Source organism: Lentzea sp. NPDC058450 (assembly GCF_042721395.1).
Taxonomy (GTDB): Bacteria; Actinomycetota; Actinomycetes; order Mycobacteriales; family Pseudonocardiaceae; genus Lentzea.
Genome location: NZ_JBHXLO010000003.1, coordinates 399,788 through 425,276 on the forward strand (window position 1 = coordinate 399,788; position 25,489 = coordinate 425,276).

Consider the following 25,489-nt stretch of genomic DNA (forward strand, 5'->3'; position numbering starts at 1 on the left):
CTCATGGCCAGAAGGACCCAGATCGCGCCCTTGCGCGCCGGTGGTCAGCGAACCCGGACGCCTGCCCGGAACACGGCGGTGACCTCGCGCAGGTCGGCCAGGGTCTCGAGCGGATTCCCGGTGACGACGAGGACGTCGGCGTCGTAGCCGGTGGCGAGTCGTCCCTTGAGCGTGCCGACGCCGCAGGCGTGGGCCGCCACGCTGGTCGCCGAGCGCAGCGCGTCCACAGTGGACATCCCGAACTCGGGGAGGTCCTCGACCCCGTGCGGCAGCACGTCGTGCGGCTTCGCCGAGTCGATGCCGGCGTCGGTGCCGACCACCAAGGGCACGCCGAGCCGGTGCAGGCGCCGGCGGATGCCCCTCAGGACGAGGCTGGGGTTGCGGGCCTTGGTCACCGGCGAGTCCGGGTGGAAGCCCATGGTCGCGCTGATGGTCACGTCCGAGGCGGCGAGCAGTTCCACCACGGCGTCATTACCTTCGATGCCGCTTGGCGTGGCGAAGGTGGCGTGCTCGATCGTGTCGAACCCCGCCGCAGCGGCATCGGCGATCGCTGCCGTGCCGTGCGCGTGTGCTGCCGCGGTCATGCCGAGGCGATGTGCCTCCTCGGCGAGGAACTCCAGCTCCGCGCGGGCGTACTGGGACAGGTGCGGCACGCTGCCGGGGGTGATGCTGCCTCCGCTCGCCATCACCTTCAGCACGTCGCAGCCCCGTTCTGCCCGCTCCCTCACGGCGGCCCGCAGCGCTTCCCGGCCCTCCGCCTCGCCGCCGAGGAAGTGGCAGTGTCCGCCGGTGGTGGTCACCGGCGGCCCGGCCACCACCAGGTGCGGGCCGATCTCCCGGCCGCCGCCGTACTCGTCGCGCAACCTCAATCCGGTGTACGCGCGGTCGCCCAGATCGCGCACCGTCGTGATCCCCGCCCTCAACGCGCGCTGCGCCGCCTCACGTGCGGTGTCGAGCAAGGCGTCGTCGTCCGCGGCCGTCAGAACGCCGACCGCGTCGTCAGTGGCACCCATGCAGAGGTGCACGTGCGCATCGACCAGCCCGGGCATCACGAACGCGTCCGGGCCGAAGTCGACCACCTCCGCGTCGGTGGGTGCCGCCACCTCCGCGTGTTCCACGGCCTCGATCAGGCCGTTCTCCAGCAGCACCCATCCGGGCCCGTGGCTCCGCACACCGTCGAAGACCAGGCCACCGTGCAGCACGACGCGTTTGTTCACAACTGTTCTCCTTCGTTGGGTCCACGCTGTGAACCAGGCTGGGGACCTCACGGATGTACCCAGCGGCGAGCGACGTGGAAAGTCGCACCGCAAGTCGCTTGTAGACGGTCAGGTGCGTACATGGTTTCTCTGCCAACTGCTTTCACGGCGGCCCAGAAGTGGGCGTCCGCGGTACCGACCGCGTTCCTGCGGTTCGACGCCGAAACCGCCGCCACCGCGATGACCGAACACGTGACATCCGGGCCGTCGACCACCGCCGGCGCCGGCAACGGTCTGTTCGCCCGCAAGGACATCAGCGCACACGACGTCATCGCAACGGTGAAGGGCCGCCGACGTTCACTGCTGTCCTGCTTCTTCTTCGTGAAGGACTTCTCGCACGTCTTCACGCTGTCGGCGGGCCACCTCCTGGTGCCCGATCCCGACGACGTCGTGCAGTTCGCCAACCACCACTTCGACGAGTCAGGTCGGAACGCCGATCTCGACCGCGACCCGCGCACCGCGACGATCACACTGGTCGCGCTCCGCGACATCCGCCGGGGCGAGGAGATCTTCGTCCGGTACCACGACCGGCACCTGAAGTCGCAGAGCTGGGTTGGACATCAGTTCCCGGAGGCCGGGACGTCCTGCCCCAGCGCGCCGTCGTAGCGCTGGTAGGCGTGCAACCTGTCGGCGGTTCCGTCGTCGGCGACCCGCAACTCCGCCAGGCGGCCCTGAACCCAGTCCGACAACCCCGTCCTGTCGGAGTCGTCGGTGCCGTGGAGGTTCGCGAGCCTGGAGGCGGACGAGATCGCGAGCGGGTCGGCGGCCAGCGATCGCATGAGCGCGATCCGGGCGGCCCTGCCGTCCCCCATCGCCTCCGCACACTGGCCGATCATGAACTCCGCGACCGGGACGACGTGCGGCCCGAGCAACGCGGCCCAGCGGTAGGAGTCGACGGCGGCCCGGTAGGCGCCCATCGCCACCTGGACCTCGCCCAGTTCCAGCCTCGGGTGCGGGTCGGCGGGCGTGAGCCGGACGAGCGCCTCCGCGTAGTCCAGCGCCTCGTCGAGCCTGCCCAGCAGCAGCTTCTCCTTCGTCCTGGTCTCGTACAGCGATGAACGCAGAAGGTGCCATTCAGCGCGTTCGCTCTCGGTCCGGCTCGCGAGCGACTCGCAGTGGTGCTCCGCCAGGTCGAGCGACGCCGTCATGGCCTTGTGGTCGCCGAGGAGCTGCGGAACGAACGCCTCGAGCCGGTAGTAGCGGCTCATCAGCTTGTGGAACTCGTGGCCCTGCACGCTCGACCACACGATCTGGTCGCTGTGCAGGCTCAGGTAGTAGTTCAGCGCGCTCGCGTTGCCGCCCTGGTGCTTCGCGTAGAACTGGGCGAGCAGGTACGTCGCCTCGATCCGGGCCCAGCACCCCGCGGGCGCGGCCTTCACCACGTGTTCGAGCTCGGTGAGGCTCAGCGGTCCCTTGCCGTCGCGGTAGAGGCTCAACCCGGCCTGCGCGCGGATGAACCACACCGCGGCCTCGTTCGCCGACATGATCTCCGGGTAGCTGCGGGGTTCCGGCACCTGCGCCACGATCGCGCTGTGCATGCTCAGCCGGTGCAGCAACCAGAGCACCCTGCTCTGCGCGGCGTGGCCGAGTCCGTCGAACCCCACGAGCTGGTCGCACATCATCTGCCACGCCGGGGTGCGCAGATCCAGGTCCAGGTCGTGCGGATCGTCCACGAGGTACCGCGAAAGACCCGTGTGCCTGATGATCGCGTGCCGGGCGGACGGCAGGATCGTGGTGTGCAGCCGTGCGTGGTCGTCGCGGTCCAGCATCGAGTCGCGCGCCAGCATCAGGCCCTTCGTGTGCGGGTTTCCCGAAGCCCGCCAGTTTCCGAGGTCGAAGTACGGGCGGTAGAGCCATCCCGCGAACGTCTCCTCGATCGCGTTTCCTCTGTCCACTGTGTCCTCTTGTCCATTCGGGTGGGCCGCCCGGCCGGATGGCGAATCCACCGGCCGGGCGACCCGCTGCAAGGTGTCAGGCCCGGAACGGCGGCTGCTGGATCGGCCGCGCGGGGTTCAGGGTGCGAAATCGCTCGATCTTGTTTTCAGGCATGGCTTTCTCCCACTTGAATGCGTGTTTTCCGCTTGATTCGAAGATAGCTTTCACCTCAGCGGCCCGGAGGCAGCCGAAGTGCCGTGATCCCTGCCTTTTCGGGCGTTGGAAACACAGTTCGCGTCTCGGCAGGGCTCAGGTCGGGAACGAGCGCGTCGCGCTAACTCACCGGTGGCAACGCCGGACCGGTCGTACCGAGTTGTTCCTGGGCCACGATCTGCGGCACGGGCCAGGTGATCCCCGCGGGCGGGAACGTCTGACCGGTGCGCGCCAGGAAGTCGGCGGGCGGCTGGTAGAGCGGCTGCTGCACGCCGTCGGGGATCATGCTCTTCCAGCCCGCCGGCGCGGTGCGGGCGACGAACTCCTCCTTCACCCGCGCCAGCACCTGCGGCTGGGTGAGCAGATCGATCGACGTGGCCGCCAGGTACCGCGCCGCCGACAACGCCGCCTGGTGACCGATGTTCGTCGACGCGACCGCGGACACCGCCCAGTTGTGGTGCGGCACGCCGACCGGGAACGTCGCCACCAGCGCGGTCACCTTCGGCGCCTGCCAGCTCACGTCGGCCGCGTCGGTCGAGGGGCCTCCCAGGAACACCGGTGCCGGCGCGGTCAGCGGCACGATCGTGGTCGACATGCCCACCTCCGGCCGTCCGAGCGCACGCTGCAACGCCTTCGCGAGGTCGTGGTCCGCGGCGGTGAACACCGGAGGGCCGATCTTGACCATGTTGTCGTGAACGACCTCGGCGGCGGCCTTGTTGCCCAGCGCGTTCCACACGCCGGAGTGGAACTTGTGCACCAGACGGGTCTGACTGGCCTGCGCCGCCGCCTTCGCGCACTCGACGATCTTGTCGTAGAGCACCTGGGCGCGGGCCGGACTGCCTTCGCGGATGAAGAACCAGATGGAGCACATGTCCGGGGTGACGTTGGGAGCACCGCCACCGTTGATGATCGAGTAGTGGAACCGGCCGGACTGCGCCACGTTCTTCTCGCGCAGGTACTCGCTCATCGTGGCCATGAGCAACGCCCCGTCCAGGCCGCTCTTGTTGCCCAGCGGGCTGCCTCCGTGGCCGGCGGCCCCCAGGAACGTGAACGTTGCGGACATCAGCGCGGACGTGGTGCCCCAGTCGGTCAGCGTCGCGGTGAGGGGGTGCCAGTCCAGGTAGGCGTCAAGTCCTCTGTAGACGCCGGCCTTGGCGCCGTACGCCTTGCCCACCAACTGCTCTTCGCCGCTGGAGCCGAACACCTTGAGGGTGCCGGGCAGGTTGTTCTGCCTGATCGCCTTGCTCACCGCGATCGCCGCGCCGATGCTGCCCGCACCGAGCACGTTGTGCGCGTCGCCGTGACCGGGACCGTACGTGGGGCCGTAGGCGTCGTGGTTGTAGACGAGAGGATCGTGCTTGGCCACCCCCGCCTTCTGGGACAGGCCGGGCAACGCGTCGTACTCGGCGTTGAACCCGAGCACCGGCTTGCCCGAGCCGAACGTCGCGGTGAAGGCCGCCGGGAAGCCGCCCGTGCCCCACTCGATCGTGAAACCGTGCCGCTTCAGCAGCTCCGCGCTGTCCCACGCGGAGTTCCACTCCCGCAACGACAGTTCGGCGTGCTGCCAGATCCGGTCCGAAAGCCCGGTGACCTCGCCGCCGTGGTCGCGCAGCCAGTTCAACGCGGTCGTCTTGCCGTCGCTGTCCGTCGCGATCCCCGTCGGAGCGACGTACCTCGCCGGGTCGACGCCGATCGACTCGTCGTATCCCAGGGTGGCGCCGAGCACGGGATCCGCCGCGTACATGGCGGCCGCGCTCGCGGCACCGGCGGCACCGAACGCCTGGAGCACCTTGCGGCGGTTGACCTGATAGTTCACGAGAACCTCTTCGATCTGGTCGGTCGAGCAGGGCGGATCAGCCCCGCGGAGTCGTGATCACGGTGAAGACCGAACCGCCGCTCGCCTGGCGCGCGCTGAGGTCTTCGAGAATCGTCGAGAGCGGGGCGTAGTTGTTGAGCTCGCCCGGCTGGCACGCCCCCGTTCGGGCCTGCTGGCTGCCCTCGAGGATGCCGAGCGCGGCCTTGTCGAGCTGGCTGAACAGCGGGCCACCGCTGTCACCGGCGCGGGCGCAGACGTCGGTGTTGATGCCGACGTCGGTCGAGACCACCCGGCCGCAGCGGGTTCCGGGGAGGTAACCGGCGCCCGCGCCGCTGTCCACCGAGTCGGGGAAGTCGGCCTTGCTGGAACCCGAACCCGACGCGCACACGATCGAGCCGGTCTTGACCGCGGCCAGCGGCGTGACCTTGGTGATCTCCTGGTTCCGCGACTGCTCCTGCGGGCCGCACGGGGTGTCGGCGTTGCTGTCCAGACCGCCGTTGAAGCAGCGCGAGAGCACCAGGTTGCGCTGCGACTGGCTTTCCAGCCACCGGCCCGCGGTGGCGACGTCGACGTACTGCACGGCGGCGTAGTCGAAGGGGTAGGAGTTCTTCTCGATGCCGTGCTGGTTCAGGACCGGCTGACCGGCGTGCCGGGTGGGCGCGTTGTTGGTCTTGGTGGCCATGCAGTGACCGGCGGTGAGCACCCAGGGCACACCGGGGAACGCACCACCGGTCGAGCGCAGGTTGAACCCGCTGGTGCAGCCGCCGACGGTGCCGTCGTCACGCTTCAGGTCGAGCCGCAGCCCGCCCCGCATCGGACCGTCGTACGCGCACTGGAGCGGAAGACAGGGACCTTGGGCACCGGCGAACTGAACCGGCTTCGGCAGCACCTTCGTCGACACCATCCCGGGCTCGGCCGGAACGAACGAGCGCGTCGACGGCTGACTTGGCCTGAGCCACGAGCGCTCCCACACCACGACGCGGTTCTCGGTCTCGCTGACGGCCGGCAGGTACACCGAATCCGGCCCCTCGCCGACCTGCTCGCCGATCAGGTCCCTGATCTTCCACAAGGCCGCCAGTGCGTTCGGAACGGTGCGCACCTCGATGTGGGCGCGGTCGGCCGCCGCGTCGACGTGCCGCAGCGCGGCAGCCGAGTTCGTCATCGTCACGACGAGCTTTCCCCCGGCCTCCTGGTCGAGCCACATACCGCCGTACTCGTCCGGTGCCTCGCGTTTCAACGTGGCTTCCAGCTCGTTCGCCGTGTTCTGCAGCTCCAGCCGGCGCACCGCCTCCCGCTCGTCGACCCGGTAGGTCCGGGTGAGGTAGTCGATCGACTCCCGCACGGCGGCGGTGTCGAGCGCGGGACCGGTCCGGGGACCGGCACTGGTGTTCAGGCCGGCGAGCGAGGGTGACACCGCCTCGGTGGGCATCGCCGTCAGCACCGCGGCGGTCAGCACGCCGACGATCGGCAGCGAGAGGACGAGCATTCCCAGTTTTCGTTGGGACCGCACAGGATTTCCTCCTCGATGATGGGGTGAATCACTCGCAACACGTCGTGAGGAAGGCGCGGGTTCAAGACTTTCGCGGGACTTCCCCCGGCGCACCCGATCAGCTCCCCATTTGTCATCCGCGGATCGCGTTGCCCGGCAACGTGCTCTCCAGACGAGCACGGCAAAGTCCACAGTGGACTATCGGGAAGGTGCCCATGCAGAAAGGCACGGCCGCGCCCGGACCGCGGAGAGTGGTCTCCGTGGTCCGGACGCGGCCGTGCCGTTGCCTTGCCCGGCTTGCGCGTTCTAGTCTTCGACGACCTGGATGAGCGTGCCGTCGGGGTCGTAGAACATGAAGGTCTGGTGTCCCGGCATCGCGGACATGATGTAGTCGGTCTGAGTCCTGCAACCGGCGTCCTTGACCCGCTGGAAGAACTCCTCGATGCCCGTGACCGCCAGCGCCAGCACCCTCAGACCCGACGCGCCGAAGCCCAGGTACTCGTCAGGAGTCCTGACGGTGCGCGGGTGCGACGCCTGCTGGAGTTCCAGCACGGTGCCGGACTCGTCGGCCACGAGCACGACCCGCGTCGCCGCGTTCTCGGTGCCGACGATGTCGTCGAGCGTGGCGGCGTCGAACAACTCCCCCGGCAGGGTCGTGTCGAGCACGATGTCCTTGAACCCCAGCAGGTCCTGGTAGAACGGCAGCGACCGGTCGAGGTCGCTGACCGTCACGCAGACGTGGTGGATGCGCACTGTTCTCCTCTGTCCGAGATGGGGGACCGACGACGTCCCGGGACGACCACACCGAAGCCCGTGCACGGGTTCGGCCTTCAACCCGACCCGACGCGCGCCTTCAGCGCCTCGCCGTAGCCTGCGTAGTCCTTCTCCAACCGGGCCCGGCCCGGTTCGACGGCGTTGACCGCGGCCGAACCGGAGAACTCCTCGGAGTCCGTGAACCGCGTCCCGCCGTCGTGCGGCTCGACGGCGAAGGAATGCCGTCCGACCAGCACGCCGGGAATCCCGGCCTCCCAGACCAGCAGACGGGATTCCTCGAAGTGCAGGACGGTGAACTCGTACTCGCCGTCGTTGCCGTTCCCCGTCCTGACCTCGGCACGCAACCGAGTTCCGGTGGCGACGGACTCCGGCACGTCGACGAATCGCAGTGCGGGGTGCCAGGACGCGTATCCGGCGAAATCCGTCAGTTCCCGCCAGACCCGGTCCGGGGAGGCGGGGATGTCGGTGACGGCGGTGATCACTGGGTTTTCGGACACGTTTCTCACACCTCTTCGCGAATCTGCAGAACGATCTTTCCGCGCGCATGGCCGCCCGCGAGCAACTGCTGGGCGTGCGCGGCCTCGTCGAGCGGGAAGACGTGGTCGACGTGCACGGTGACCGCGCCCTGCTCGACGAGTTCCACCAGTTCCGCGAAGCCACCCCGTTCGGGGTTCATGCCGACGTCGATGGTTCCGGGGTGGTCGGCGACGGCGCCCGTGAGAGTCGCGACCCGTGCGTCGGCCCGAGCCACCTCGCGCGTCGTGGCCAGCGAACCGCGGCCCGCGGCGTCGAGGACGGCGTCGACGCCGTCCGGGGCGAGCTCGCGCACCTGCTCGGTGAGCTCGGCGCCGTACCGCACGGCCGTGGCGCCCAGGGACTCGATGAAGGTCTGGCTGGCTTCCGAACCCGTCCCGATCACCTGTGCGCCGCGCGCCACCGCGATCTGAACGGCGAGGTGGCCGACCCCACCCGCGGCACCGTGCACCAGCACGACGTCGCCCGCGGTCACCTTCAGGGCCTGCACGATCGCCTGGTAGGCGGTCAGCCCCGCGACCGGCAGCCCGGCGGCCTGCGCCCAGGTGAGGTTCGCCGGCTTGCGGAGGAGCTGGCGCGGTTCGGCCGTGATCTTCTCCGCGTAGGTGCCGTAGTGCTGGGCCTTGTTGCGCACGAACCCGATCACCTCGTCGCCGGGCACGAATCCCGTCGTCGTGGCGCCGCTCCACTCGACGACACCGGCGAGATCCCAGCCCGGGGTCACCGGGAAGTGCGAATCCACGAGTGCGTCCGCGAGCCCGCTCTGGAAACCCAGGTCCGCCGGGTTCAGGCCCGCGGCCTCGATGCGCACGAGAACGAGGTCGTGGAACTTCTTCGGATCCGGAACGTCGGTGATCTCGAGAACCTCGGGTCCACCGAAACTCCGGTACTGGACAGCCTTCATCGCTCCAACTTCTCTTTCCACCTGATTCGAACTCGAAGTCCCTCGCGGATTTCACCGCCGGGGAGGAACACCACCAAGTTGACCAGCGGGCCACAGCCGCGGCAATGACTGTCTGGTGAACCGCTGATGCTCTGGAGGCATCAATTCAGGCGGGCGGCGAGGTCAGCGAGAAGGCTGCGGTTCCGGGGACGGACCGATGGCCGCCAACGCCTCACCGAGCTGGGCGCGTGACGGGATGGCGAGCTTGGCGAAGATCTTGCCGAGGTGGTACTCGACTGTGCGCCTGCTGATGTAGAGCTGGGCGGCGATGTCCGGATTGGACAGTCCGGCGCCTGCCAGCACGGCGATCTGGTGCTCCTGCTCGGTGAGCGTGCCCGAGCGGTTCTGCGTCCGGTCGCCGGCGGCGCGGAGCTCCCGCGTCGCACGCTCGGCGAACCCGGCGGCCTCGATGCCGGCGAAGTGGTCGCGGGCCGCCTGGAGCTGCTCGCGCGCGTCTCTGCGGCGGTGGTTCCTGCGCAGCCATTCTCCGTAGAGCAGCTGGGTCCGGGCGAGCGGAAACCTCATCCCGGCGTCGCCGAGGTGGTCGACGGCCTCGCGGTAGAGCGTCTCGGCCGCGTCGCCTTCGAGGGTCAGTGCCCGCGCGGACTTCTCGATCCCCAGCGCCCAGTCGGTGCCGCTCGCCCGCGTGCTCTCACTGAGCCGGGCGAGCGCTGCCGGCACGGAACTCCGCCGCCCGCACCGGATCGCCGCCTCCACCAGTTCGGCGCACGTCCAGACCGAGTACACGGGTTCGTCGAGGAACTCGGCGGCGGGCCGCGCCCTGGCGAGGGCGTCTTCGTAGCGGCCGAATCCGTTGTACAGCACGGCGGCCGCCCAGTGGACGAAGATCGGCTCCACGATCCGGCCCTGGCGGGCGAGATCCCCGTCGCTGCGCCGGAACAGCTCGTCGCACGCCGACTCGTTGCCACGCAACGCGTTCAACGCGATCTGGACGTCGTACGCGAACCGGTCCCCCGCACCCCTCGGCACCGCGAGAGCATCCTCGATCACGTCCGACGCGGCCCGCACGTCACCGCGCACCATGCTGAGCACCGCCCGCTGGCTCAGCGCTGTCGACAGGGTGGTGAGCGCTCCGACGGTTCTGCTCACCCGCACGTGCCGCGCGGACACCCGGTCCCAGCCGTCGGCGTCCCACCTCATCTGCGCGGCCGGCGTGGCCATGGTCAGCCAGCACAGTTCGGTGTCCGACACCGCGCCCGCCTCCGTGATGCCGACGAGCGCGCGGTCGATCAACGACGCTCCGGCGGCGTGATCCTCGGTGACCGAGAGGGCGAAGCCGTCCGTCAACAGGTCCGCGGCCTGCGGCTCGGCCGGTGCGGGAGCCGTCCGGACGGCCAGCGCGACCTCGCGCAGACCTCCCTCGGCCGCGAGGCTCCCCGCGTGGGTGGCCACCGAGAACGCCTGCCTGTAGGTGTCGCGCGCGAGCACCGGATCGAACGACCGAAGCCGTTGTGCCGCACTCACCAACCTGTCCGCCACGTGCTGGTCGCGCCGGGCGAGGAAGGCGATGCGCGCCCGCACCAGGTCGATCCTCGCGGCGATTTCCTCGTTCACCGGCTCGGCCTCGGCCAGCGCCACCAGCCTCGACGCCTGCTCGACGCCTCCCACGACCGTCGCGGCGCACGCGGCGGACAACGCCCGGTGCGCTCGCCGGCCGGGGTCGGGCGTCAGCACGGCCGAGCGGGCGAGGAACGCCGCGGCCGCCGCCATCCCGCCGCGGATCTGGGCCCGTTGCGCCGAGTCCTCCAGCGCGGCCGCGATCTCCTCGTTCGGGAAGGACGCGGCCTGAGCGAGGTGCCAGGCCCAGCGGTCGGGTTCACGGGCGCGGTCGACCGCCGAGGCGAGCGCTCGATGTGCCGCGCGCCGTTCGGCCACCGAGGCCCCCTGGTACACCGCGGACCGCGCGAGCGGGTGGCAGAACGCCACCGTCGTGCCGATGCGGAGCAATCCCGCGCTCTCCGCCGCTTCCACCACGTCGTCGGCGATGCCGGCGACACCAGCGGCCCTGGACAGCAGCGCCGGATCGCCGACCGTCTCGGCCGCGGCGAGCAGGAGCAGGCGTTGCACCGCCTCGGACAGCAGCAGCCGGCGCGCCGGCGCGGCCAGCTTCTCGGTCCGCTGCAGGAAGCTCTGCCTGATCCGGTTCTCCATCGCCTGCGGTACGCCGAATCCGCCGGCGAACTCCAGCGAGGACGCGTTCCGCCCGAACTCGCGCAGTGCGAGGGGGTTGCCGGCCGCCTCGGCGACGACGCGGCCGCGCACCCGCTCGTCCAGCCGGCCCGGCAGCACCGACGCCAGCAGCGCGCGTGCGTCCTCATCGGACAGCGGCGGGAGCGGGAGCTCCGGCAGGTCCTCCAGATCGCCGTGCCGGCCCTCGTCCCGGGTTCCCACGACCACCGCGATCCGTTCACCGCTGAGCCGGCGCGTCACGAAACCCAGTGCCTGCACGGTCTCCCGGTCGAGCCACTGGGCGTCGTCCACGACGCACAGCACCGGTGTCCGGGACGCGGCGTCCGTCACCAGGGCGGACAGGGCCATGCCGATCAGCAGGTGCCGGGGCCGATCGCCCTTCTCGAAGCCGAAGGCGACGTTCAACGCCGTCCGCTGGGGCTCGGGCAGGCGGCCGAGCCCACCCAGCAGACCCCGGCACAGCTGGTGCAGTCCGGCGAACGGCATCCCCGTCTCGGACTCGACGCCCTCGGCGCGCACCACCTGGAAGCCGGTCGCGGCGTCGGCCACGAAGTTCAGCAGGGCCGTCTTCCCGCTGCCGATCTCACCCGCGACGACCAGGGCGCGACTGGTGCCGGCCCGGGCGAGGTCGAGCAGCTCGGCGAGCGCCGCGCACTGGTCGTGCCGCCCCTGCAGTTTCACGCCGCATTCCCTTCTCCACGCACTGAGACAGAACGAACTCCCAAGGCCACGAGCCGACCGGGCGACACCCCAGCAAACAGCCGAGGACCGGCGGAATCCAGACAAGGCCCGATTCAGGGCATCAAAGGGCACACTTCCCACGAAGTGAACACAACTGTTGAGACAGAGCAGGGGCGACGTGCGCGAACGGGGCCCAGCCCGAAATACTGGCCAGGTGGACAGCGAGATCGGCAAGTTCCTCACCGCACGCCGCGCGCGCGTCGCGCCGGAGGACCGAGGTCTGGCCGCCGGCACCCGGCGCCGTGTTCCCGGCCTGCGGCGGGAGGAGGTGGCGCTGCTCGCCGGCGTCAGCGTCGACTACTACGTCCGGCTCGAGCAGGGACGCGCGGAGGCCCCTTCGGACCAGGTGCTGCAGGCGATCGCGGAGGCGTTGGGTCTCGACGCGACGGCACGGGCGCACCTGAAGCTGCTGGCCCGGCCCCGTCGTGACGCCTCGGCCGCGGCACAGGAGGCGAGCCCGGGAAAGCGGGCCCTGCTCGACGCGATGCGCGAGGTGCCCGCGGTCATCGCGGGTCCGTGGCAGGAGATCCTCTACACCAACCGGCTCGGCACCGCCCTGCTGCCGGCCGAGTACCCGGGCCCGGGCCGCAACGCCGCCCGGCACGTCTTCCTGTCCCCCGCCGCACGTGCCTACTACGCCGACTGGGAGACCGTGGCCTCCGACACCGTTTCGGTGCTGCGCCAGGAGAGCGGCCTCGATCCGCTCAACCCCGGGCTCGTCGGCCTCGTCGCCGAGCTCGAGGCGGCCAGCCCCGAGTTCGCCCGGCTGTGGGCGTTGCACGACGTGCAGGTGAAGAGCGACGGGATCATCCGGATCAACCACCCGGTGGCCGGGCCGCTGCGGTTGAACTACGAGTTCCTCAGCTCCGGCACGGGCGCCGAACGGATCGTCACCTACCTGCCGGCCGACGCCGCCACGGCGGAGGCGTTGACGCGGCTGTCGCCTGAGCCCTCCTGACCTGCGGACGGCTCCGCGCCGCACCGGGGTTCCGGCGCGGCGCGGAAGCGGCCGGCTCACTCCCAGACGGGGACGTCACCGGCGAACCGGGCGCCGAACCCGCCGTCGGGAAGGATGCCGTCGATGTCGTCGAGGTCCTCGTCGGTGAGCACGAGCGCGGCGGCGGCGACGTTCTCCTCGACCCGCGCCGCGCTGCGCGTGCCGGGGATCGGCACGATGTGCGCCCCCTGCGCGAGGTGCCAGGCCAGGGCCAACTGGGCGACGGTCGCGTCCTTGCTCCGGGCGAGTTCGGCGAGCCGGCGCGTGGCCTCGACGTTCTTCTCGAAGTTGCCCGGCTGCCAGCGCGGGTCCGTGGACCGGATGTCCGTCGCGTCGTACTCGCTGCCCGGCCGGGCGTTGCCGGTCAGGAACCCGCGCCCGAGCGGCGAGTAGGGCACGAACCCGATGCCGAGCTCCTCCAGCACCGGGAAGACCTGCTCGACGTCCCTCTCGAACAACGAGTACTCGGTCTGCAGCACGGACACGGGCAGCACCGCGTGCGCACGCCGGATCGTGTTCGGACCGGTCTCGCACAACCCGAAGTACTTCACCTTGCCCGCGTCGACGAACTCCTTCACCGTGCCGGCGACGTCCTCGATCGGCACGCCGGGGTCGACCCGGTGCTGGTAGAGCAGGTCGATCGAGTCGACGCCCAGGTACCGCAGGCTGTTGTGCACGACCTCGCGGATGTGCTCGGGCCGGCTGTCGGTGCCGTAGTCGTGGGTGAAGCCGAACTTCGTCGCGATCACCACGTCGTCGCGGACGGACCTGAGCGCCTGGCCGACGACCTTCTCGTTGTCACCCCACCCGTACATCTCCGCGGTGTCGAAGAACGTGACGCCGAGGTCGTAGGCCCGCTGGATCGCCGCGGCACCGCCCTTCTCGTCACTCGCCCCGTAGGCGAGGTTGATTCCCATTGCGCCGTAACCGATCGAGGAGACGGTCAAACCCTGCTTGCCGAGCGTGCGCTGCTGCATCGAAGTGTCCTTCGCTTCAGTTCCGGATGTGTGTGCTGGATCAGGCGCCGAGCTCGGGAAAGCCGTCCGGGCGCGCGGTGAGGATGATGGACTTGGTGTCCAGGAAGGCGTTGAGGCCGACACGTCCACCCTCGCGGCCGATGCCGGACTGCTTGACGCCGCCGAACGACATGGTGAAGTCGCCGCGATAGGCGTTGTGCCCCACCGTTCCCGCCTGCAGGCGGCGGGCGACGTCCAGGCCGCGGGCGTGGTCGTTGGTGAACACCGACGAGTTCAGCCCGTAGATGCTGTCGTTGGCGAGCTCGACCGCGTGGTCCTCGTCGTCGGCGGGCACCACCGCGAGCACGGGACCGAAGATCTCCTCCTGCGCGATGGTCGAGGAGTTGTCGACGTTGCCGAACACCGTGGGCTCGAAGTAGAAACCGCGGTCGAGCCCGGCGGGCAGCCCACCGCCGGTCGCGAGGGTCGCGCCGTCCTCGACGCCCCTGGCCACGTACTGCGCGACCTTGTCCCGCTGCTTGGCCATCGCGAGCGGGCCCATCTGGGTCTCCTGGTCGAACGGGTCGCCCACCCGGACCGCGCCGAAGTGGTGCGCCAGCGCCTCGACGAACTCGTCGTGCCGGGACCGCGTCACGATGATCCGGGACAGGGAGGCGCAGAACTGCCCGGTGATGTTGGTCTGGTGCAGCGCGAGTTCCTTCGCGGCGGACTCGAGGTCGTAGTCGTCGAGGACGACTGCCGCGGACTTGCCGCCGAGCTCGAGAGTCATGTGCGCCAGGCGTTCGCCGAGGATGGACCCGATGCGGCGGCCAGCGGCGGTGGATCCCGTGAACGCGATCTTGTCGACTCTCGGGTCGCGCACCAGTTGCTCCGAGACGGACCGGTCGGCCGCGGTGACGACGTTGAGGACCCCGGCGGGCAGGCCCGCCGCCATGGCCGCCTCCGCCAGCAGATAGCCGTCTCCCGGGGCTTCGCGGGCCGACTTCACCACGACCGTGCACCCGGCGAGCAACGCGGGTGCGACCTTCCACACCATCAGCCCGAGCGGCGCGTTCCACGGCACGATCGCGCCGACCACGCCCACCGGTTCGTGCGCGATGATGCCGTACTCGCCGCCCCACGCCGGCCGGACGGGTTCGTCGAACTCGAACGTCGACGCCATGTCGGCGTAGAAGTCGAACGCGAACCCCGCACCGGCCGCCATCGCGGTCGCCGTGCTCTGGACGACCCCGGACTCGCGGGGCCAGATCTGGCCCACGTCGGACTCGCGGTCACGCAGCTCCTGCGCGATGCGCCGCAGGTACTCGGCCCGCTGGGCGGGACGCAGCCGTGGCCAGGGCCCGCGGTCGAACGCCTGCCGAGCCGCACCGATCGCCCGTGCCATGTCGGCTTCCTGCGCGACGGCGACGTCCACCCAGGACAGTTCGGTGGAGGCGTCGATGATCTCCACCGTCGCTGACGACGAGGGCGTTGCCCATTCGCCGTCGATGTAGAGACGGTCCGCGTTCTTCAGAGCTGACGGAAGGCCGTCGATCCGCGCCATGGGAGACTCCCGGGTTCCGGTTCCGCACCTGCGGCGGAAGGTGGTGGTGGCAGGCCCTGATCGGCTTGCTCACTCAGCTTTTCCCGGTTCGGGGATCCGCTACAGGTCCCGGACTTCCCGGTACGGGCCAACCTGGGTCTGCCAGTACCAGGTTCGGCCGCCAGGCGCCGCCTCCCGGCTCGTCCATGCGCTGTCAACACGACGTTGACAGCGCGCTGCTGTACTGCCCCGCGACAGAGCGGAGGTCTCAGATCCCATGCAGGTACCCGAAATCGTCGACGTCCAGCCGCGCAGAGCCAGAAGGGCGGCGGACAGCTTCATCCCCGTCGGATGGATCACGAACGCGCCCGAGGCGGCGGACGCCGTGCTGTGCGCACTGGAGGGGTCCCCGGACCTGGTGATCGTCGCCGCGACGGAACGGCACCGCAGCGACGTGGTGCTCGCCGTGGCGGACGTGGTGGACGACGTCTTCGTCAGCGCGCTCCTCGCCGTCTGCGAGGAGTCCTCGAACCCCCGGCAGCGCATCGTGCTGGTGAGCGGGCCGCTGCAGCGGCGGCACCTCTCCCGGGTGATCCAGGCCGGCGTCGTCTGCGTGCTCAGCCACCACGAGGCCACCCCCGCCCGCATCGCCGGTGCCATCTACACCTGCCACAACGGCCACGCCCAGTTGCCGGCGCAGCTCATCCGCTCACTGCTCGACGACATCCGCCACGCGCAGCAGGACCTGCTCGCCTTCCAGAACCTCGCGCCCGGTGGGCTCACCACGCGCGAGGTCGAGGTGCTGCGCCACATCTCGCACGGCGACGACACCGCCGAGGTGGCCGCGAAGCTGAGCTACTCGGAGCGGACGATCAAGAAGATCCTCCAGACCATGCTGACGCGCCTGCAACTGCAGAACCGCGCGCACGCCGTCTCCTACGCGATCCGGGCCGGAGCCATCTGAGCCGGCCCCAACGGCTCCCGCTTGACCGCGATGCCCGCCACCACCCCCGCCGCCGCCGCCGTGCCGCGCACCGGCTTGCCCCACTCGTGCGGAAGCGCGACGACTCCCGGTTTCAGCAACGGCAGTCCGTCGAACATGGCGGTGATCTCACGCGGTTCGCGCGGGTACGTCGGACCGCCGATGAGCTCCGCCGCCTCGCCGCCCTCGAAGCGTCGCGTCAGGTGCGACGCCGCGAACACGCTGTCCAGCGCCAGTTCTTCGCTGTAGCGCGGCAGCAGGCGGTCGACGACGGGGACGAGGTGCAGCAGCCCCACCGCCACCACGCCGACGGGGTGGCGCAGGTCGAGCATGCCGGTCATCCGGGCCATGCCGATCACCCCCGGCACGTCCGTCACGTCGTGGCACAACAGGTAGCGGTGTTCGGTGTCAGCGATCACGCGCTTCGCCCGTTCGACCACCCCGGGGTCGTGGTCGACGTGGACCACCCGGACCGCGCGCCCGGCGAGCCCGCCCATCTCGTGCGGGCTGCCCGCGCCGGGCAGCCCGCAGCCGAGGTCCAGGAACTGCCTGATGCCGCGGTCGAGCATGAAATCGACCGCCTGCGTGAGAAACGCGCGTTCCAGGTTCAGCACTCGCCGTGCCGCCGAGGCGGCGTTCTCGCCGATACCCGCGGCCATCATCCCGCGACCTCCCGAAGAATGCGCTGTGCCAGAGGAGCGATGTCAATGAAACGGAGACCGATGAAGACGCCTGATGGCCCGGTCCGCAGGATTTCTCAAATGGCGCCGACGCGCATGGCATAAGAGACCGCGTGCGCGCGGTTGCGCAACTGGAGCCGGGTCAGCACGTCCTGAATGATCTTCTTGATGGTGCGCTCGGAATAGTTCAGCTCCTCGGCGATGCGCATCGTGTCGTATCCGTCGGCGAGCCGACGGATCACCTCCACCTCGCGTTCGGCGAGCCCGCTGAACAGGACGCCCTGAGGCATCAGCACGCCGCTCTGCGCCGCGCGCACCTCGTCCACCAGCCACCGCGCGAGCTGGTCGGGCACCACCGCCCTGCCCTCGGTGCTGGCCAGCACCGCGCGCACCACCTGGAGCGCCGTGACGTCCCCGTAGCGCAGCACGCTCACCACCCCGGCCCCGAAGAGCCGCGGCAGGAACCGCTCCCGCAGCAGGCCCGCGACCAGCACGATCCGCTGACCGGTGTACTCCCAGCCCGCCATCTCCTCCGCCACGGCATCGGTCACCTGGTCGGCGAGGACCACGACGATGTCCGCGTCCCGGCGCTCTGCCGGCGTCAGCACGTCCGGGTCGTGGCCGGCGAGTGTCCTCAGCACCTCGCGGGCCCAGCCGACGTCACCGGACAACACCGTCACGGCCACTCGAACAGGGCCGGCCGCCCCGTCCGGCACCACCTGGGAACCCATCACCGCACCTCCGCCGCCGAACACATTGCGCACCGAAGAGAAACACGCCTCTGTCAACGTGCGGTCGACGCGTTGTCAACGAGTCAGCGGAAGCCGCTTGGGCAATCCCGGGAGGTCGCGAGCGGTGAAACAGGAGGCGTGTTCGAATCGAGACGGACGATCTGCGCGGCCGGGCCGGTCAGGCGGTGCACAAAGGGCAACCAACACAGCCCGAAATGCTCTTCGCGCGAGAGGTCCGCAAGCGTGCCGTCCCGTACCATGCGGCCATGATCTCGTTCAACCTGTCCAAGGCGAGCGAGAGACCTCCCCTTGCCGAGCGAGGTCTGGCTCTGGCGGTGCTCGGTCCGGTGCGGGCGTGGCGCGACGGGGTGGAGCTGGATCTCGGGTCACCACAGCAGCGACTGACCCTCGCCGTGCTGGCGCTCGCCCGCGGCAGGGTGGTGCAGGTACCCGAGATCATCCAGGCGCTGTGGGGAGAGCGCGAACCGCAGGCCGCGCGCGGCACGGTGCGGACCTACATCAGCCGGTTGCGCCGGGTGTTCGACACGGACCCGGCGACGCCGAACCCGCTGCTCTCGGTCGGCAACGCCTACCAGCTCAAGGTCGACGACGAGGCTTTCGACCTCGGGCGCTTCCTCGCGGCCCGGCAGGCGGCCGTCGAGGTGAGGACGCACGAGGACCCGCGCGGCGCGGCGACGTTGCTGCGCGACGCCATCGACGAGTGGCGCGACGACGCCCTCGCGGGCCTGCAGGGCGAGTGGGCCGAGACCGAACGGCAGCGGCTGCAGCGCCTGGGCGTCCAGACCGTCGAGACGCTCGCCGAGTTGGAACTCGAACTGGGCCACAGCGCGGAGGTCGTGGAACGGCTGACCGCGATCACCGAGGCCGAACCGCTGCGGGAACGCGCCCACGAGTTGCTGATGCTCGCCCTCTACCGCGACAACCGCGCGGCCGAGGCGTTGACCGCGTTCGAGCGGCTGCGCCTCACCCTGCGCGACGAGCTCGGCGTGGACCCCGGCCCCTCGCTGCGGACGCTGCACGAACGCATCCTCAACGCCGACGTCGCGTTGCTGCCGAGGTCCGCGGACGCGGTCCCGCAGGTTCCGGCGATCAGGCCCGCGCAGCTGCCGGCCGCCCTGCCCCTGTTCGTCGGCAGGAAGGCCGAGCTCGACGACCTGACCGAACGGCTCGCCACCGCACCGGCTCCGGGTGTCGCGGTCGTGCACGGCACCGCGGGGGTCGGCAAGACGACCTTCGCGGTGTACTGGGCCAACCAGGCCGCACCGTCCTATCCGGACGGTCAGCTGCACGTGAACCTCCGCGGCTTCGAGGCCGGCTCCGCCAGGAAACCGGAGGAGGTGCTCGGCGAACTGCTCGACGCCCTCGGTGTGCCGAAGACGAACCGGCCCACCAGCGTGGACGCCCTGACGGCCCTCTACCGCAGCGCGCTGGTCGACCGGCGGGTGCTCGTCCTGCTCGACAACGCACGGGCGAGCTCCCAGGTGCTGCCGTTGCTGCCCGGCGGAAAGGGCTGTCTCGCCCTCGTCACCAGTCGCGTCGAACTGACCGGGCTGGTCGCCGCCACCGGCGCGCACGCGATCAAGCTGGATCTGATGGACGACGAGGAGACCAGGGAGCTGATGAAGGCCCGGCTCGGCGCGAGCCGGGTCACGGCGGAACCCGAGGCCGTCCGGGAGATCGCGGACATCTGCGACCGGCTCCCCCTCGCGCTGGCGGTGGTCTGCGCGCGCATCGCCGGCAATCCCCGGCTCTCGCTCGGCGACGCCCTGCGCCAGCTCACGCAGCATGCCGAGAACAGGCTGGACGTGCTGAGCGCCTCCGACCCCGGCACGGACCTCCGCTCGTTGCTGTCGTGGTCCTACCTCGCCCTGACCCCCAGGGCGGCGCGGCTGTTCCGGTGCCTGTCGCTGTTGCCGGGCCCCGCGTTCACCGCGCAGGCGGCGGCCAGTCTCATCGGGCAGCCCCTGAGGGAGACCATCTCGGCGGTGCAGGAGCTGGCAGCGGCGTTCGTGCTCACGCCGTACGGATGCGGGTACAGCTGGCACGACGTCATCCGTGAGTACTCCGCGGAACTGCTGGCGGAGACCGAATCCGCCGAGGAGATCCACGCCGCGCACCGCAGGCTCCTCGACCACTGCCTGTTGCTCGTCCGAGCCGCCACGAGGGGGATGGACCCGCACACCGAGGACGGGCCGTCCCCGCTGGAGATCACGGCCGGCGCGCTGCCGGTCGGGGAACTCGACGAGCAGACCGCCGTGGCGACGTTCAACGGCATCCACCAGAACGTGCTGGCCCTCGTCGCCCGCGCCGCCGAGATCGGGTTCGAGCAACACGCCTGGCACCTCACCTGGTACCTGCGCCGCTACCTCGACTGGGCGGGCCGCATCGACGACCTGGCCTCCAGCAACAGGATCGCGCTGCAGGCGGCTCAGCGAACCGGCGACCAGCGCGGCATGGGCTACGCGCACCGAGGGCTCGCCCGCGTGGCCTGGTGGAGCAACGACATCGCCACGTGCCTCGCCCACCTCGACGACGCGGCAGCGGTGTTCGCGGCCGTCGGCGACCTCCTCGCGGAGGCTTACGTGCACCGCCAGGCGGTCGGTGTGCTGGCCGCCGTCAAGCGGAACGACGAGGCGCTGGAACGGATCGAGCTCGCACGGAAGCTCTACTCGGCGGCGAACCGGATGGACCTCGAACGCGGCGTGCTCAGCACAGCCGCCAAATGCCTGTTCCAGCAGGGCCGCTACGCGGAGGCGATCGAGGCCGCCCACGTCGCCCGGGAGCGCAACCAGCGCCTGGGCACCTTCGAGGACCTGTCCACCGCCCTGATCGTGCTCGCCTACGCCAACGCGCACCTCGGCAACTACCGGACGGCCATCGGGTTCATGGAGCAGAACCTGGCGATCCAGCACGGCGGCGACGAGTTCTCCGGCCCCAACTACGCGGCGAGCAGGCGGGGTCAGCTGACCATCGAGTCGATCCAGTTCGGGCGGATGCTCTTCGCCGCGGGAGAACACGAGCGGGCGGGACTGGTGCAGCGGCAGGCGTTGCGGCGGTTGCGCGGCGAGCTGGCCGAGATCTGGTCGCTGACCTGTCCGTCCGATGTGGACCAGCAGGAGCTGCTGGCGGACGTCGACGCGTTGCTGGCGGCGGACCGGCTGGACCGCGACTGGCACGCCACCTGCGAGGCGATCCTGCACAGGGCGGATCGCCTGAACAACTCGGTCGGCTCCCTGCACTGGGTGCAGGACGAGCTTCCCCCGCCGGCGTGATCGGCGGGGGCGCGGCCGCAGCAGGGCGGCCGCGACCGACTCACAGGTAGCTCGCCGGCCCGAACTCCAGGCTCCGCAGGACCAGGCTCGCGTGGAACGCCATGGCCTCGCGGTCGTCGTGTTCCACCGCCGTCGCCAACTCCTCGCAGGCCACCATCGAGGTCAGGAGGTCCACGACCTCCTCCGCGCCGGCGTGGTCGTGCCGCCGCGTCAACTCCCGATGACAGTCGAGCAGCAGGGTCTCCTCGGCCAGCCGCGGTTTCGAGACCGCCATGTCAACCGTCCTTTCGGGAGAGTTGCCCGGGACCACGGCGCGCCGGACTCACCGGGGACTGGTCGCGGACGCGGTACACGCCGTCGTCATCGACCCTGCGCGCCAGCAGGTCCCAGTCCGCGAGGCCGAGCGTCAAAGTGTTCTCGACGGACCGGACGGCGCCGGGAACGGCCCGGAACGACCGGCCGGCGGGCCTGCCCAGCCAGTGGTTCGCGGCGTCGGGCACGATCCCGAGGTCCACGACCAGGACCGCGTGCTCCCGCGAGCGGATCGTGACCTCGTCGACGACCAGCAGCAGCGCGTGGCTGAGCCGGTCCGGTCCGAGCGCCAGCAACTCGGCGACCGTCCGGCCCGCGAGCGCCGGATCGTCCACAAAGGTCACCCTGGCCTCGTCCCCCGCGGGTGGCACCCGGCCGATCCTGGCCTTCACGTGCGCCCAGACACCGTGGTCGGAGAAATCGGTGCGGATCACCGGCACCCAGGGCGTGCTCGGCAGCCTTGACGTCATGCCTCATGGTCACAACGAACTCCGGCCGCGCGGGGCCGTTCTCCTCGGGTCAGCACTTCGGCTCACGGTTCCGGACACGTTCGTACCCCCGGCGGGGAGATCTCCCGGCAGCCCGAAGGGGGAACCGGCCCCGCCTCGAACCGGTTCCCCCCTCGGATCATCCACGCACCAGGGCGTCAGCCGGCCAGATCAGCCCGCCAGGAGACGACACCCGGGATGCTGTGGAAGCCCGCCGCACCCTCCGGACCGGTGCAGTCGGAAGTGCGGTAGGTGAACACCCGCGACACCTCGACCGCCACCACGACGTCGGCCCCGGCGGGAACGAGGTGGCAGGCGCCGTCGAGCGGGAACTTCTTGACGAACGTCCACGGCTGCCCTTTGTAGAACTGGATTCCGTCGTTGCTCGCGGAAGCCGGAACCGACAGAACGCCCAGGCCGGCGACGAGCGAGAAGGCCACCGCGGTGAGCCGGGTCAAGGTCCTGTACATCTCACACCCCTCAACGAAGAGACGTCGAACACCGCGACGGACGCTATTCACGCGGAAGCTCGCGGAGCAACGCCGATTCCGGTGTCAGCGCACCTGGTCACGAACTCCGGCACTCGGAGACAACACTCCGTTTCACCACAGGAGAATTCGTCGATGCCTGGGCCTCGGTGGCGCCAGACACCGACGAATTCCTGTTCGGCGTTGTTGCCGACCGATCTGCCCGCACGGTCTGCTCACGCCGGGTTGCCGGCTCCCTGTTCCGGCAACGCGCCGATGGTGGCAGGAGGCCGGGCGGACCGGCATCCGTGAGATCACCGGCGTCCACGACGGCTCACCGGTTCTCGCACCGGATGCGCCATCAGGCCACCCGGCGGCCGGTAGCTTTCCGAACAGGACGTTCGAGATGAAGAGCCGTTCGCGGAACGGATTCGGCGCGACGACAATCGCTCCACATCGGACGGACGCGCTCAGGTTTCCAGGAGGTTCAATGCGTGATCTGGCACCGACTTTGCTGTCCTGGGACCGGTTCGCGGTCGCGTCCGTCGTCGCCGTGCGGGGCAGTGCGCCCCGCCCGGTCGGCGCGGCGATGGCCGTGGGACCGTCCGGCGAGGTGATCGGCAGCGTGTCCGGCGGCTGCGTGGAGGCCGAGGTCCACGACCTGGCCTGCCGGGTACTCGCCTCAGGCGTGCCGGCGCTCGCCTCGTTCGGCTACTCCGACGACACGGCGTTCGCCGTCGGCCTCACCTGCGGCGGCTCGCTCGACGTGCTCGTGCAACGCGACACCCCGCCGTTGCGCGCCGCCCTCACCGCCTCCGGCGAGGGAGTACCGCTCTCTGTGCGCTTCGAGGCCGACGGCCGGACGTTCACCGAATCCTGGCTGCCGCCACCCCGCCTGCTGGTGTTCGGCGCCATCGACCACGCCGCCGCCGTCGCCGAGATCGGCCGCTTCCTCGGCTACCACGTGACCGTGTGCGACGCACGCCCCGTGTTCGCCACCCCGGCCCGCTTCCCCGCGGCCCACTCAGTCGTCGTCGACTGGCCCCACCGCTACCTGGCCACCACGCACACCGACGCGTCCACCGCCGTCGTCGTGCTCACCCACGACCCCAAGTTCGACATCCCCGTTCTCGCGGAAGCCCTGTCGCGGGACGTCGCCTTCGTCGGCGCCCTCGGCTCCCGCCGCACCCACGCCGAGCGGCTGGACAAGCTCCGCGCCGAAGGCGTGCCGGAGACGTCGCTGGCCCGGCTCCACTCCCCCGTCGGCCTCGACCTCGGCGGACGCAGCCCCGCCGAGACCGCGGTGTCGATCGCCGCCGAACTCGTCGCCGTACGGCACGGCGGCACCGGCCTGCCGCTGACGATCCTCACCACGCCGATCCACCGCAGCGCCCTGACCGGGCAGCACTGCTGACGTCAGCCGTTGCCGATGAGGTCCAGTGCCCCGGCGAGCAGGTCGACGAGCTCGTCGGTGTTCCGCAGCGCCTGGTTGCGCAGCACGTTCCGCTGCATCTGCACGCCGGTGCAGACGGCGATCAGCAGGGCGGCTCGGCCGACCGCGTCGGCACCGGGCAGCGCGCCGGCGAGGTCGCGCTGGTAGTGGCGTTCGAGATGGCCGCGCATGATCTCCACGGCCCGTTCGTTGCCCGCCGAGCGAATGGTGAGCAGCAGTCCCTTGGCCTGGTCCAGCGGCGCGTCGTCGAGCAACGCCTTGGCGACCACGCGGTTCTGGCCCGGCACCATCATCAGCGGGTGCCGGTAGGTCTCCTCGACCGCGCGCGCGAACAACGCCTCCTTCGACCCGAAGTACCGCGTGATCAGCCGGGGGTCCACGCCCGCGTCCCGGCCGATGTCCCGCGTGCTGGCGCCGTCGTAGCCGTTGCCGGCGAACGCGGTGATGGCGGCATCGAGGATGTCCCGCTGCGTCGCCTCCGCGTCCCGTACCCGCCGGACGGAGTCTTCCCTGGTCACGCGTCCAGTGTAGCCCCAGGGCGTGACATGTCCTCAGTTGAGGACTACGCTTGTCCTCAGGTGAGGACATAGCTCCTCGGCTTCGGAAGGACAGCAGAGACATGACCATCCCGACCCGGTTCCTCGGACTCGACCGCCTGGAGGCCGGCGCCGTCGGCTACGGCGCCATGAGCTTCGCCAACCCCTACGGCCAGAGCGGCGACTACTCGCCCGACGACGTGGCGAAGCAGATCATCGACCGCGCCGGGGACCTGGGCGTCACGATGATCGACACCGCCGACGGCTACGGCGACAGCGAGGAGATCATCGGAAGGGCGATCGCCGGGCGCCGCGACGAGTTCGTGATCGCCACCAAGTTCGGCATCGTCTCCGCCCCCTTCGGCGGGGCCGAGGCACGCATCGACGGCAGCCCCGCCTACGCGCGGCAGCAACTGGAGCGGTCACTGCGACGCCTCGGAGTCGATCACGTCGACCTGTACTACCAGCACCGCGTCGACCCGACGGTGCCGATCGAGGACACCATCGGCGCCATGGCCGAGTTCGTCGCCGAGGGCAAGGTCCGGCACCTGGGCCTGTCGGAGGCGGCGCCGGACACCATCCGCCGGGCCGCGGCGGTGCACCCGATCACCGCGCTGCAGACCGAGTGGTCGTTGTGGGAACGCGGGATCGAGGACGAGATCCTCCCGCTGACCCGGGAGCTCGGCATCGGGATCGTGCCCTACAGCCCGCTGGGCCGCGGTGCGCTCACCGGCGCCATCACCTCCCGCGAGGACCTGAAGGACACCGACCACCGGCGCGGCCTGCCCTGGTACTCCGCGGAGAACATCGACCGGAACCTGTCCACAGTGGACGTGGTGCGCGGCATCGCCGCCGAGGTGGACGCCACCCCCGGCCAGGTCGCTCTCGCCTGGCTGATGGCCAAGGCGCCCGACGTCGTCCCGATCCCCGGCACGCGCCGGCCGGGCTTCTTCGAGGAGAACAGCCTCGCCGCCACCGTGACGCTGACCGACGCCCACATCGCCGCGATGGAAGGCATCTCGGTCATCGGTGACCGCGAACACGGCTCGGCGGTGGCGGCTCGGAACTGGTTCAACGGCACGACCCCGACCCGCTGACGACCGCGCCGTCGTCGCCTCACGGTTCACCCGAACAGGTGGCGACGACGGCGCGGGCCCGTCACGCCGGATTCGCGGCGTGCCCCGTCAGGTGGGGCTGGG

Annotated in this window: 22 protein-coding genes; 6 read left to right on the forward strand and 16 right to left on the reverse strand. The window is 70.4% G+C overall.

The genetic code is table 11. The annotated features are described in order from the left end of the window. Positions 1-44: 44 nt before the first annotated feature. Positions 45-1,217 carry an amidohydrolase family protein gene (locus tag ACFWNN_RS08050; RefSeq protein WP_382439146.1) on the reverse strand — a complete coding sequence of 391 codons (1,173 nt, stop codon included), beginning with the start codon at positions 1,215-1,217 and terminating at the stop codon, positions 45-47. Between the two features lie 120 nt (positions 1,218-1,337). Here ACFWNN_RS08050 and ACFWNN_RS08055 point away from each other — a divergent pair, with 120 nt between their 5' ends. Further along, positions 1,338-1,862, forward strand: a complete 525-nt coding sequence (locus ACFWNN_RS08055) for an SET domain-containing protein-lysine N-methyltransferase (RefSeq protein ID WP_382439147.1) — start codon at positions 1,338-1,340, stop codon at positions 1,860-1,862. On the opposite strand, the gene ACFWNN_RS08060 is transcribed toward ACFWNN_RS08055, so the two are convergent. The 7 genes from ACFWNN_RS08060 to ACFWNN_RS08090 form a co-directional block, all read right to left on the reverse strand. After that, a complete protein-coding gene (locus tag ACFWNN_RS08060; RefSeq protein WP_382439148.1) occupies positions 1,817-3,151 on the reverse strand; it encodes a tetratricopeptide repeat protein in 1,335 nt (444 codons plus the stop codon). The genes ACFWNN_RS08055 and ACFWNN_RS08060 overlap by 46 nt on opposite strands. A gap of 314 nt (positions 3,152-3,465) precedes the next feature. Continuing rightward, positions 3,466-5,160, reverse strand: coding sequence for an amidohydrolase (locus ACFWNN_RS08065; protein WP_382439149.1), 1,695 nt, complete (start codon positions 5,158-5,160; stop codon positions 3,466-3,468). A gap of 37 nt (positions 5,161-5,197) precedes the next feature. Continuing rightward, on the reverse strand, positions 5,198-6,670 hold the full coding sequence (locus ACFWNN_RS08070; protein WP_382439150.1) for a trypsin-like serine protease: 1,473 nt from the start codon (positions 6,668-6,670) through the stop codon (positions 5,198-5,200). 285 nt (positions 6,671-6,955) lie between these two features. Next, the gene (locus tag ACFWNN_RS08075) at positions 6,956-7,402 is read right to left on the reverse strand and encodes a VOC family protein (RefSeq protein ID WP_382439151.1); all 447 of its coding nucleotides are present in this window, start codon (positions 7,400-7,402) and stop codon (positions 6,956-6,958) included. 77 nt (positions 7,403-7,479) lie between these two features. Beyond that, the gene (locus ACFWNN_RS08080; RefSeq protein ID WP_382439152.1) at positions 7,480-7,920 is read right to left on the reverse strand and encodes an SRPBCC domain-containing protein; all 441 of its coding nucleotides are present in this window, start codon (positions 7,918-7,920) and stop codon (positions 7,480-7,482) included. A gap of 5 nt (positions 7,921-7,925) precedes the next feature. After that, on the reverse strand, positions 7,926-8,861 hold the full coding sequence (locus ACFWNN_RS08085) for an NADP-dependent oxidoreductase (protein ID WP_382439153.1): 936 nt from the start codon (positions 8,859-8,861) through the stop codon (positions 7,926-7,928). A 162-nt stretch (positions 8,862-9,023) separates the two neighbouring features. Next, positions 9,024-11,792, reverse strand: coding sequence for an AAA family ATPase (locus tag ACFWNN_RS08090; protein WP_382439154.1), 2,769 nt, complete (start codon positions 11,790-11,792; stop codon positions 9,024-9,026). Positions 11,793-12,006: 214 nt separating this feature from the next. Between ACFWNN_RS08090 and ACFWNN_RS08095 the strand changes: the two genes are divergently transcribed. Further along, positions 12,007-12,810: a helix-turn-helix domain-containing protein gene (locus ACFWNN_RS08095; protein WP_382439155.1), complete on the forward strand. Its 804-nt coding sequence runs from the start codon at positions 12,007-12,009 to the stop codon at positions 12,808-12,810. Positions 12,811-12,866: 56 nt separating this feature from the next. Here ACFWNN_RS08095 and ACFWNN_RS08100 read toward each other — a convergent pair whose 3' ends face one another. Both ACFWNN_RS08100 and ACFWNN_RS08105 read right to left on the reverse strand, forming a co-directional pair. After that, the gene (locus ACFWNN_RS08100; protein ID WP_382439156.1) at positions 12,867-13,826 is read right to left on the reverse strand and encodes an aldo/keto reductase; all 960 of its coding nucleotides are present in this window, start codon (positions 13,824-13,826) and stop codon (positions 12,867-12,869) included. Between the two features lie 40 nt (positions 13,827-13,866). Then, entirely contained in the window at positions 13,867-15,369 is a 1,503-nt protein-coding gene (locus ACFWNN_RS08105; RefSeq protein WP_382439157.1) for an aldehyde dehydrogenase, read from the reverse strand. 256 nt (positions 15,370-15,625) lie between these two features. Between ACFWNN_RS08105 and ACFWNN_RS08110 the strand changes: the two genes are divergently transcribed. Next, complete coding sequence (locus tag ACFWNN_RS08110; protein WP_382439158.1) at positions 15,626-16,312, forward strand: response regulator transcription factor; 687 nt, start codon at positions 15,626-15,628, stop codon at positions 16,310-16,312. Here ACFWNN_RS08110 and ACFWNN_RS08115 read toward each other — a convergent pair. Both ACFWNN_RS08115 and ACFWNN_RS08120 read right to left on the reverse strand, forming a co-directional pair. Next, positions 16,285-16,992, reverse strand: coding sequence for an SAM-dependent methyltransferase (locus tag ACFWNN_RS08115; protein WP_382439159.1), 708 nt, complete (start codon positions 16,990-16,992; stop codon positions 16,285-16,287). The genes ACFWNN_RS08110 and ACFWNN_RS08115 overlap by 28 nt on opposite strands. A 95-nt stretch (positions 16,993-17,087) precedes the next feature. Next, positions 17,088-17,741: a LuxR C-terminal-related transcriptional regulator gene (locus ACFWNN_RS08120; RefSeq protein ID WP_382439160.1), complete on the reverse strand. Its 654-nt coding sequence runs from the start codon at positions 17,739-17,741 to the stop codon at positions 17,088-17,090. A 266-nt stretch (positions 17,742-18,007) separates the two neighbouring features. Between ACFWNN_RS08120 and ACFWNN_RS08125 the strand changes: the two genes are divergently transcribed. Beyond that, complete coding sequence (locus ACFWNN_RS08125; protein ID WP_382439161.1) at positions 18,008-21,034, forward strand: BTAD domain-containing putative transcriptional regulator; 3,027 nt, start codon at positions 18,008-18,010, stop codon at positions 21,032-21,034. Between the two features lie 40 nt (positions 21,035-21,074). On the opposite strand, the gene ACFWNN_RS08130 is transcribed toward ACFWNN_RS08125, so the two are convergent. From ACFWNN_RS08130 to ACFWNN_RS08140, 3 genes are all read right to left on the reverse strand, one after another. Beyond that, entirely contained in the window at positions 21,075-21,308 is a 234-nt protein-coding gene (locus ACFWNN_RS08130) for a hypothetical protein (RefSeq protein ID WP_382439162.1), read from the reverse strand. 1 nt (position 21,309) lies between these two features. Then, on the reverse strand, positions 21,310-21,816 hold the full coding sequence (locus tag ACFWNN_RS08135; RefSeq protein ID WP_382439163.1) for a DUF6924 domain-containing protein: 507 nt from the start codon (positions 21,814-21,816) through the stop codon (positions 21,310-21,312). Positions 21,817-21,992: 176 nt separating this feature from the next. After that, on the reverse strand, positions 21,993-22,304 hold the full coding sequence (locus tag ACFWNN_RS08140; protein WP_382439164.1) for a hypothetical protein: 312 nt from the start codon (positions 22,302-22,304) through the stop codon (positions 21,993-21,995). Between the two features lie 487 nt (positions 22,305-22,791). On the opposite strand from ACFWNN_RS08140, the gene ACFWNN_RS08145 reads away from it, so the two are divergent. Continuing rightward, on the forward strand, positions 22,792-23,715 hold the full coding sequence (locus ACFWNN_RS08145; protein ID WP_382439165.1) for an XdhC family protein: 924 nt from the start codon (positions 22,792-22,794) through the stop codon (positions 23,713-23,715). Positions 23,716-23,717: 2 nt separating this feature from the next. On the opposite strand, the gene ACFWNN_RS08150 is transcribed toward ACFWNN_RS08145, so the two are convergent. Next, positions 23,718-24,272: a TetR/AcrR family transcriptional regulator gene (locus ACFWNN_RS08150; protein ID WP_382439166.1), complete on the reverse strand. Its 555-nt coding sequence runs from the start codon at positions 24,270-24,272 to the stop codon at positions 23,718-23,720. 101 nt (positions 24,273-24,373) lie between these two features. Here ACFWNN_RS08150 and ACFWNN_RS08155 point away from each other — a divergent pair, with 101 nt between their 5' ends. Continuing rightward, positions 24,374-25,387 (forward strand): aldo/keto reductase, encoded by a 1,014-nt coding sequence (locus ACFWNN_RS08155; protein WP_382439167.1) that lies wholly within the window; start codon positions 24,374-24,376, stop codon positions 25,385-25,387. The last annotated feature ends 102 nt before the right edge of the window (positions 25,388-25,489 follow it).

What these genes read in the sequence shown, in the direction of transcription:
- ACFWNN_RS08100 (WP_382439156.1), bottom strand. Translation starts at nt 13,826, where the DNA reads ATGCAGCAGCGCACGCTCGGCAAGCAGGGTTTGACCGTCTCCTCGATC.
- ACFWNN_RS08120 (WP_382439160.1), bottom strand. Translation starts at nt 17,741, where the DNA reads ATGGGTTCCCAGGTGGTGCCGGACGGGGCGGCCGGCCCTGTTCGAGTG.
- ACFWNN_RS08135 (WP_382439163.1), bottom strand. Translation starts at nt 21,816, where the DNA reads ATGACGTCAAGGCTGCCGAGCACGCCCTGGGTGCCGGTGATCCGCACC.
- ACFWNN_RS08130 (WP_382439162.1), bottom strand. Translation starts at nt 21,308, where the DNA reads ATGGCGGTCTCGAAACCGCGGCTGGCCGAGGAGACCCTGCTGCTCGAC.
- ACFWNN_RS08085 (WP_382439153.1), bottom strand. Translation starts at nt 8,861, where the DNA reads ATGAAGGCTGTCCAGTACCGGAGTTTCGGTGGACCCGAGGTTCTCGAG.
- ACFWNN_RS08115 (WP_382439159.1), bottom strand. Translation starts at nt 16,992, where the DNA reads ATGATGGCCGCGGGTATCGGCGAGAACGCCGCCTCGGCGGCACGGCGA.
- ACFWNN_RS08125 (WP_382439161.1), top strand. Translation starts at nt 18,008, where the DNA reads ATGATCTCGTTCAACCTGTCCAAGGCGAGCGAGAGACCTCCCCTTGCC.
- ACFWNN_RS08155 (WP_382439167.1), top strand. Translation starts at nt 24,374, where the DNA reads ATGACCATCCCGACCCGGTTCCTCGGACTCGACCGCCTGGAGGCCGGC.
- ACFWNN_RS08145 (WP_382439165.1), top strand. Translation starts at nt 22,792, where the DNA reads ATGCGTGATCTGGCACCGACTTTGCTGTCCTGGGACCGGTTCGCGGTC.
- ACFWNN_RS08110 (WP_382439158.1), top strand. Translation starts at nt 15,626, where the DNA reads ATGCAGGTACCCGAAATCGTCGACGTCCAGCCGCGCAGAGCCAGAAGG.
- ACFWNN_RS08140 (WP_382439164.1), bottom strand. Translation starts at nt 22,304, where the DNA reads ATGTACAGGACCTTGACCCGGCTCACCGCGGTGGCCTTCTCGCTCGTC.
- ACFWNN_RS08105 (WP_382439157.1), bottom strand. Translation starts at nt 15,369, where the DNA reads ATGGCGCGGATCGACGGCCTTCCGTCAGCTCTGAAGAACGCGGACCGT.
- ACFWNN_RS08055 (WP_382439147.1), top strand. Translation starts at nt 1,338, where the DNA reads ATGGTTTCTCTGCCAACTGCTTTCACGGCGGCCCAGAAGTGGGCGTCC.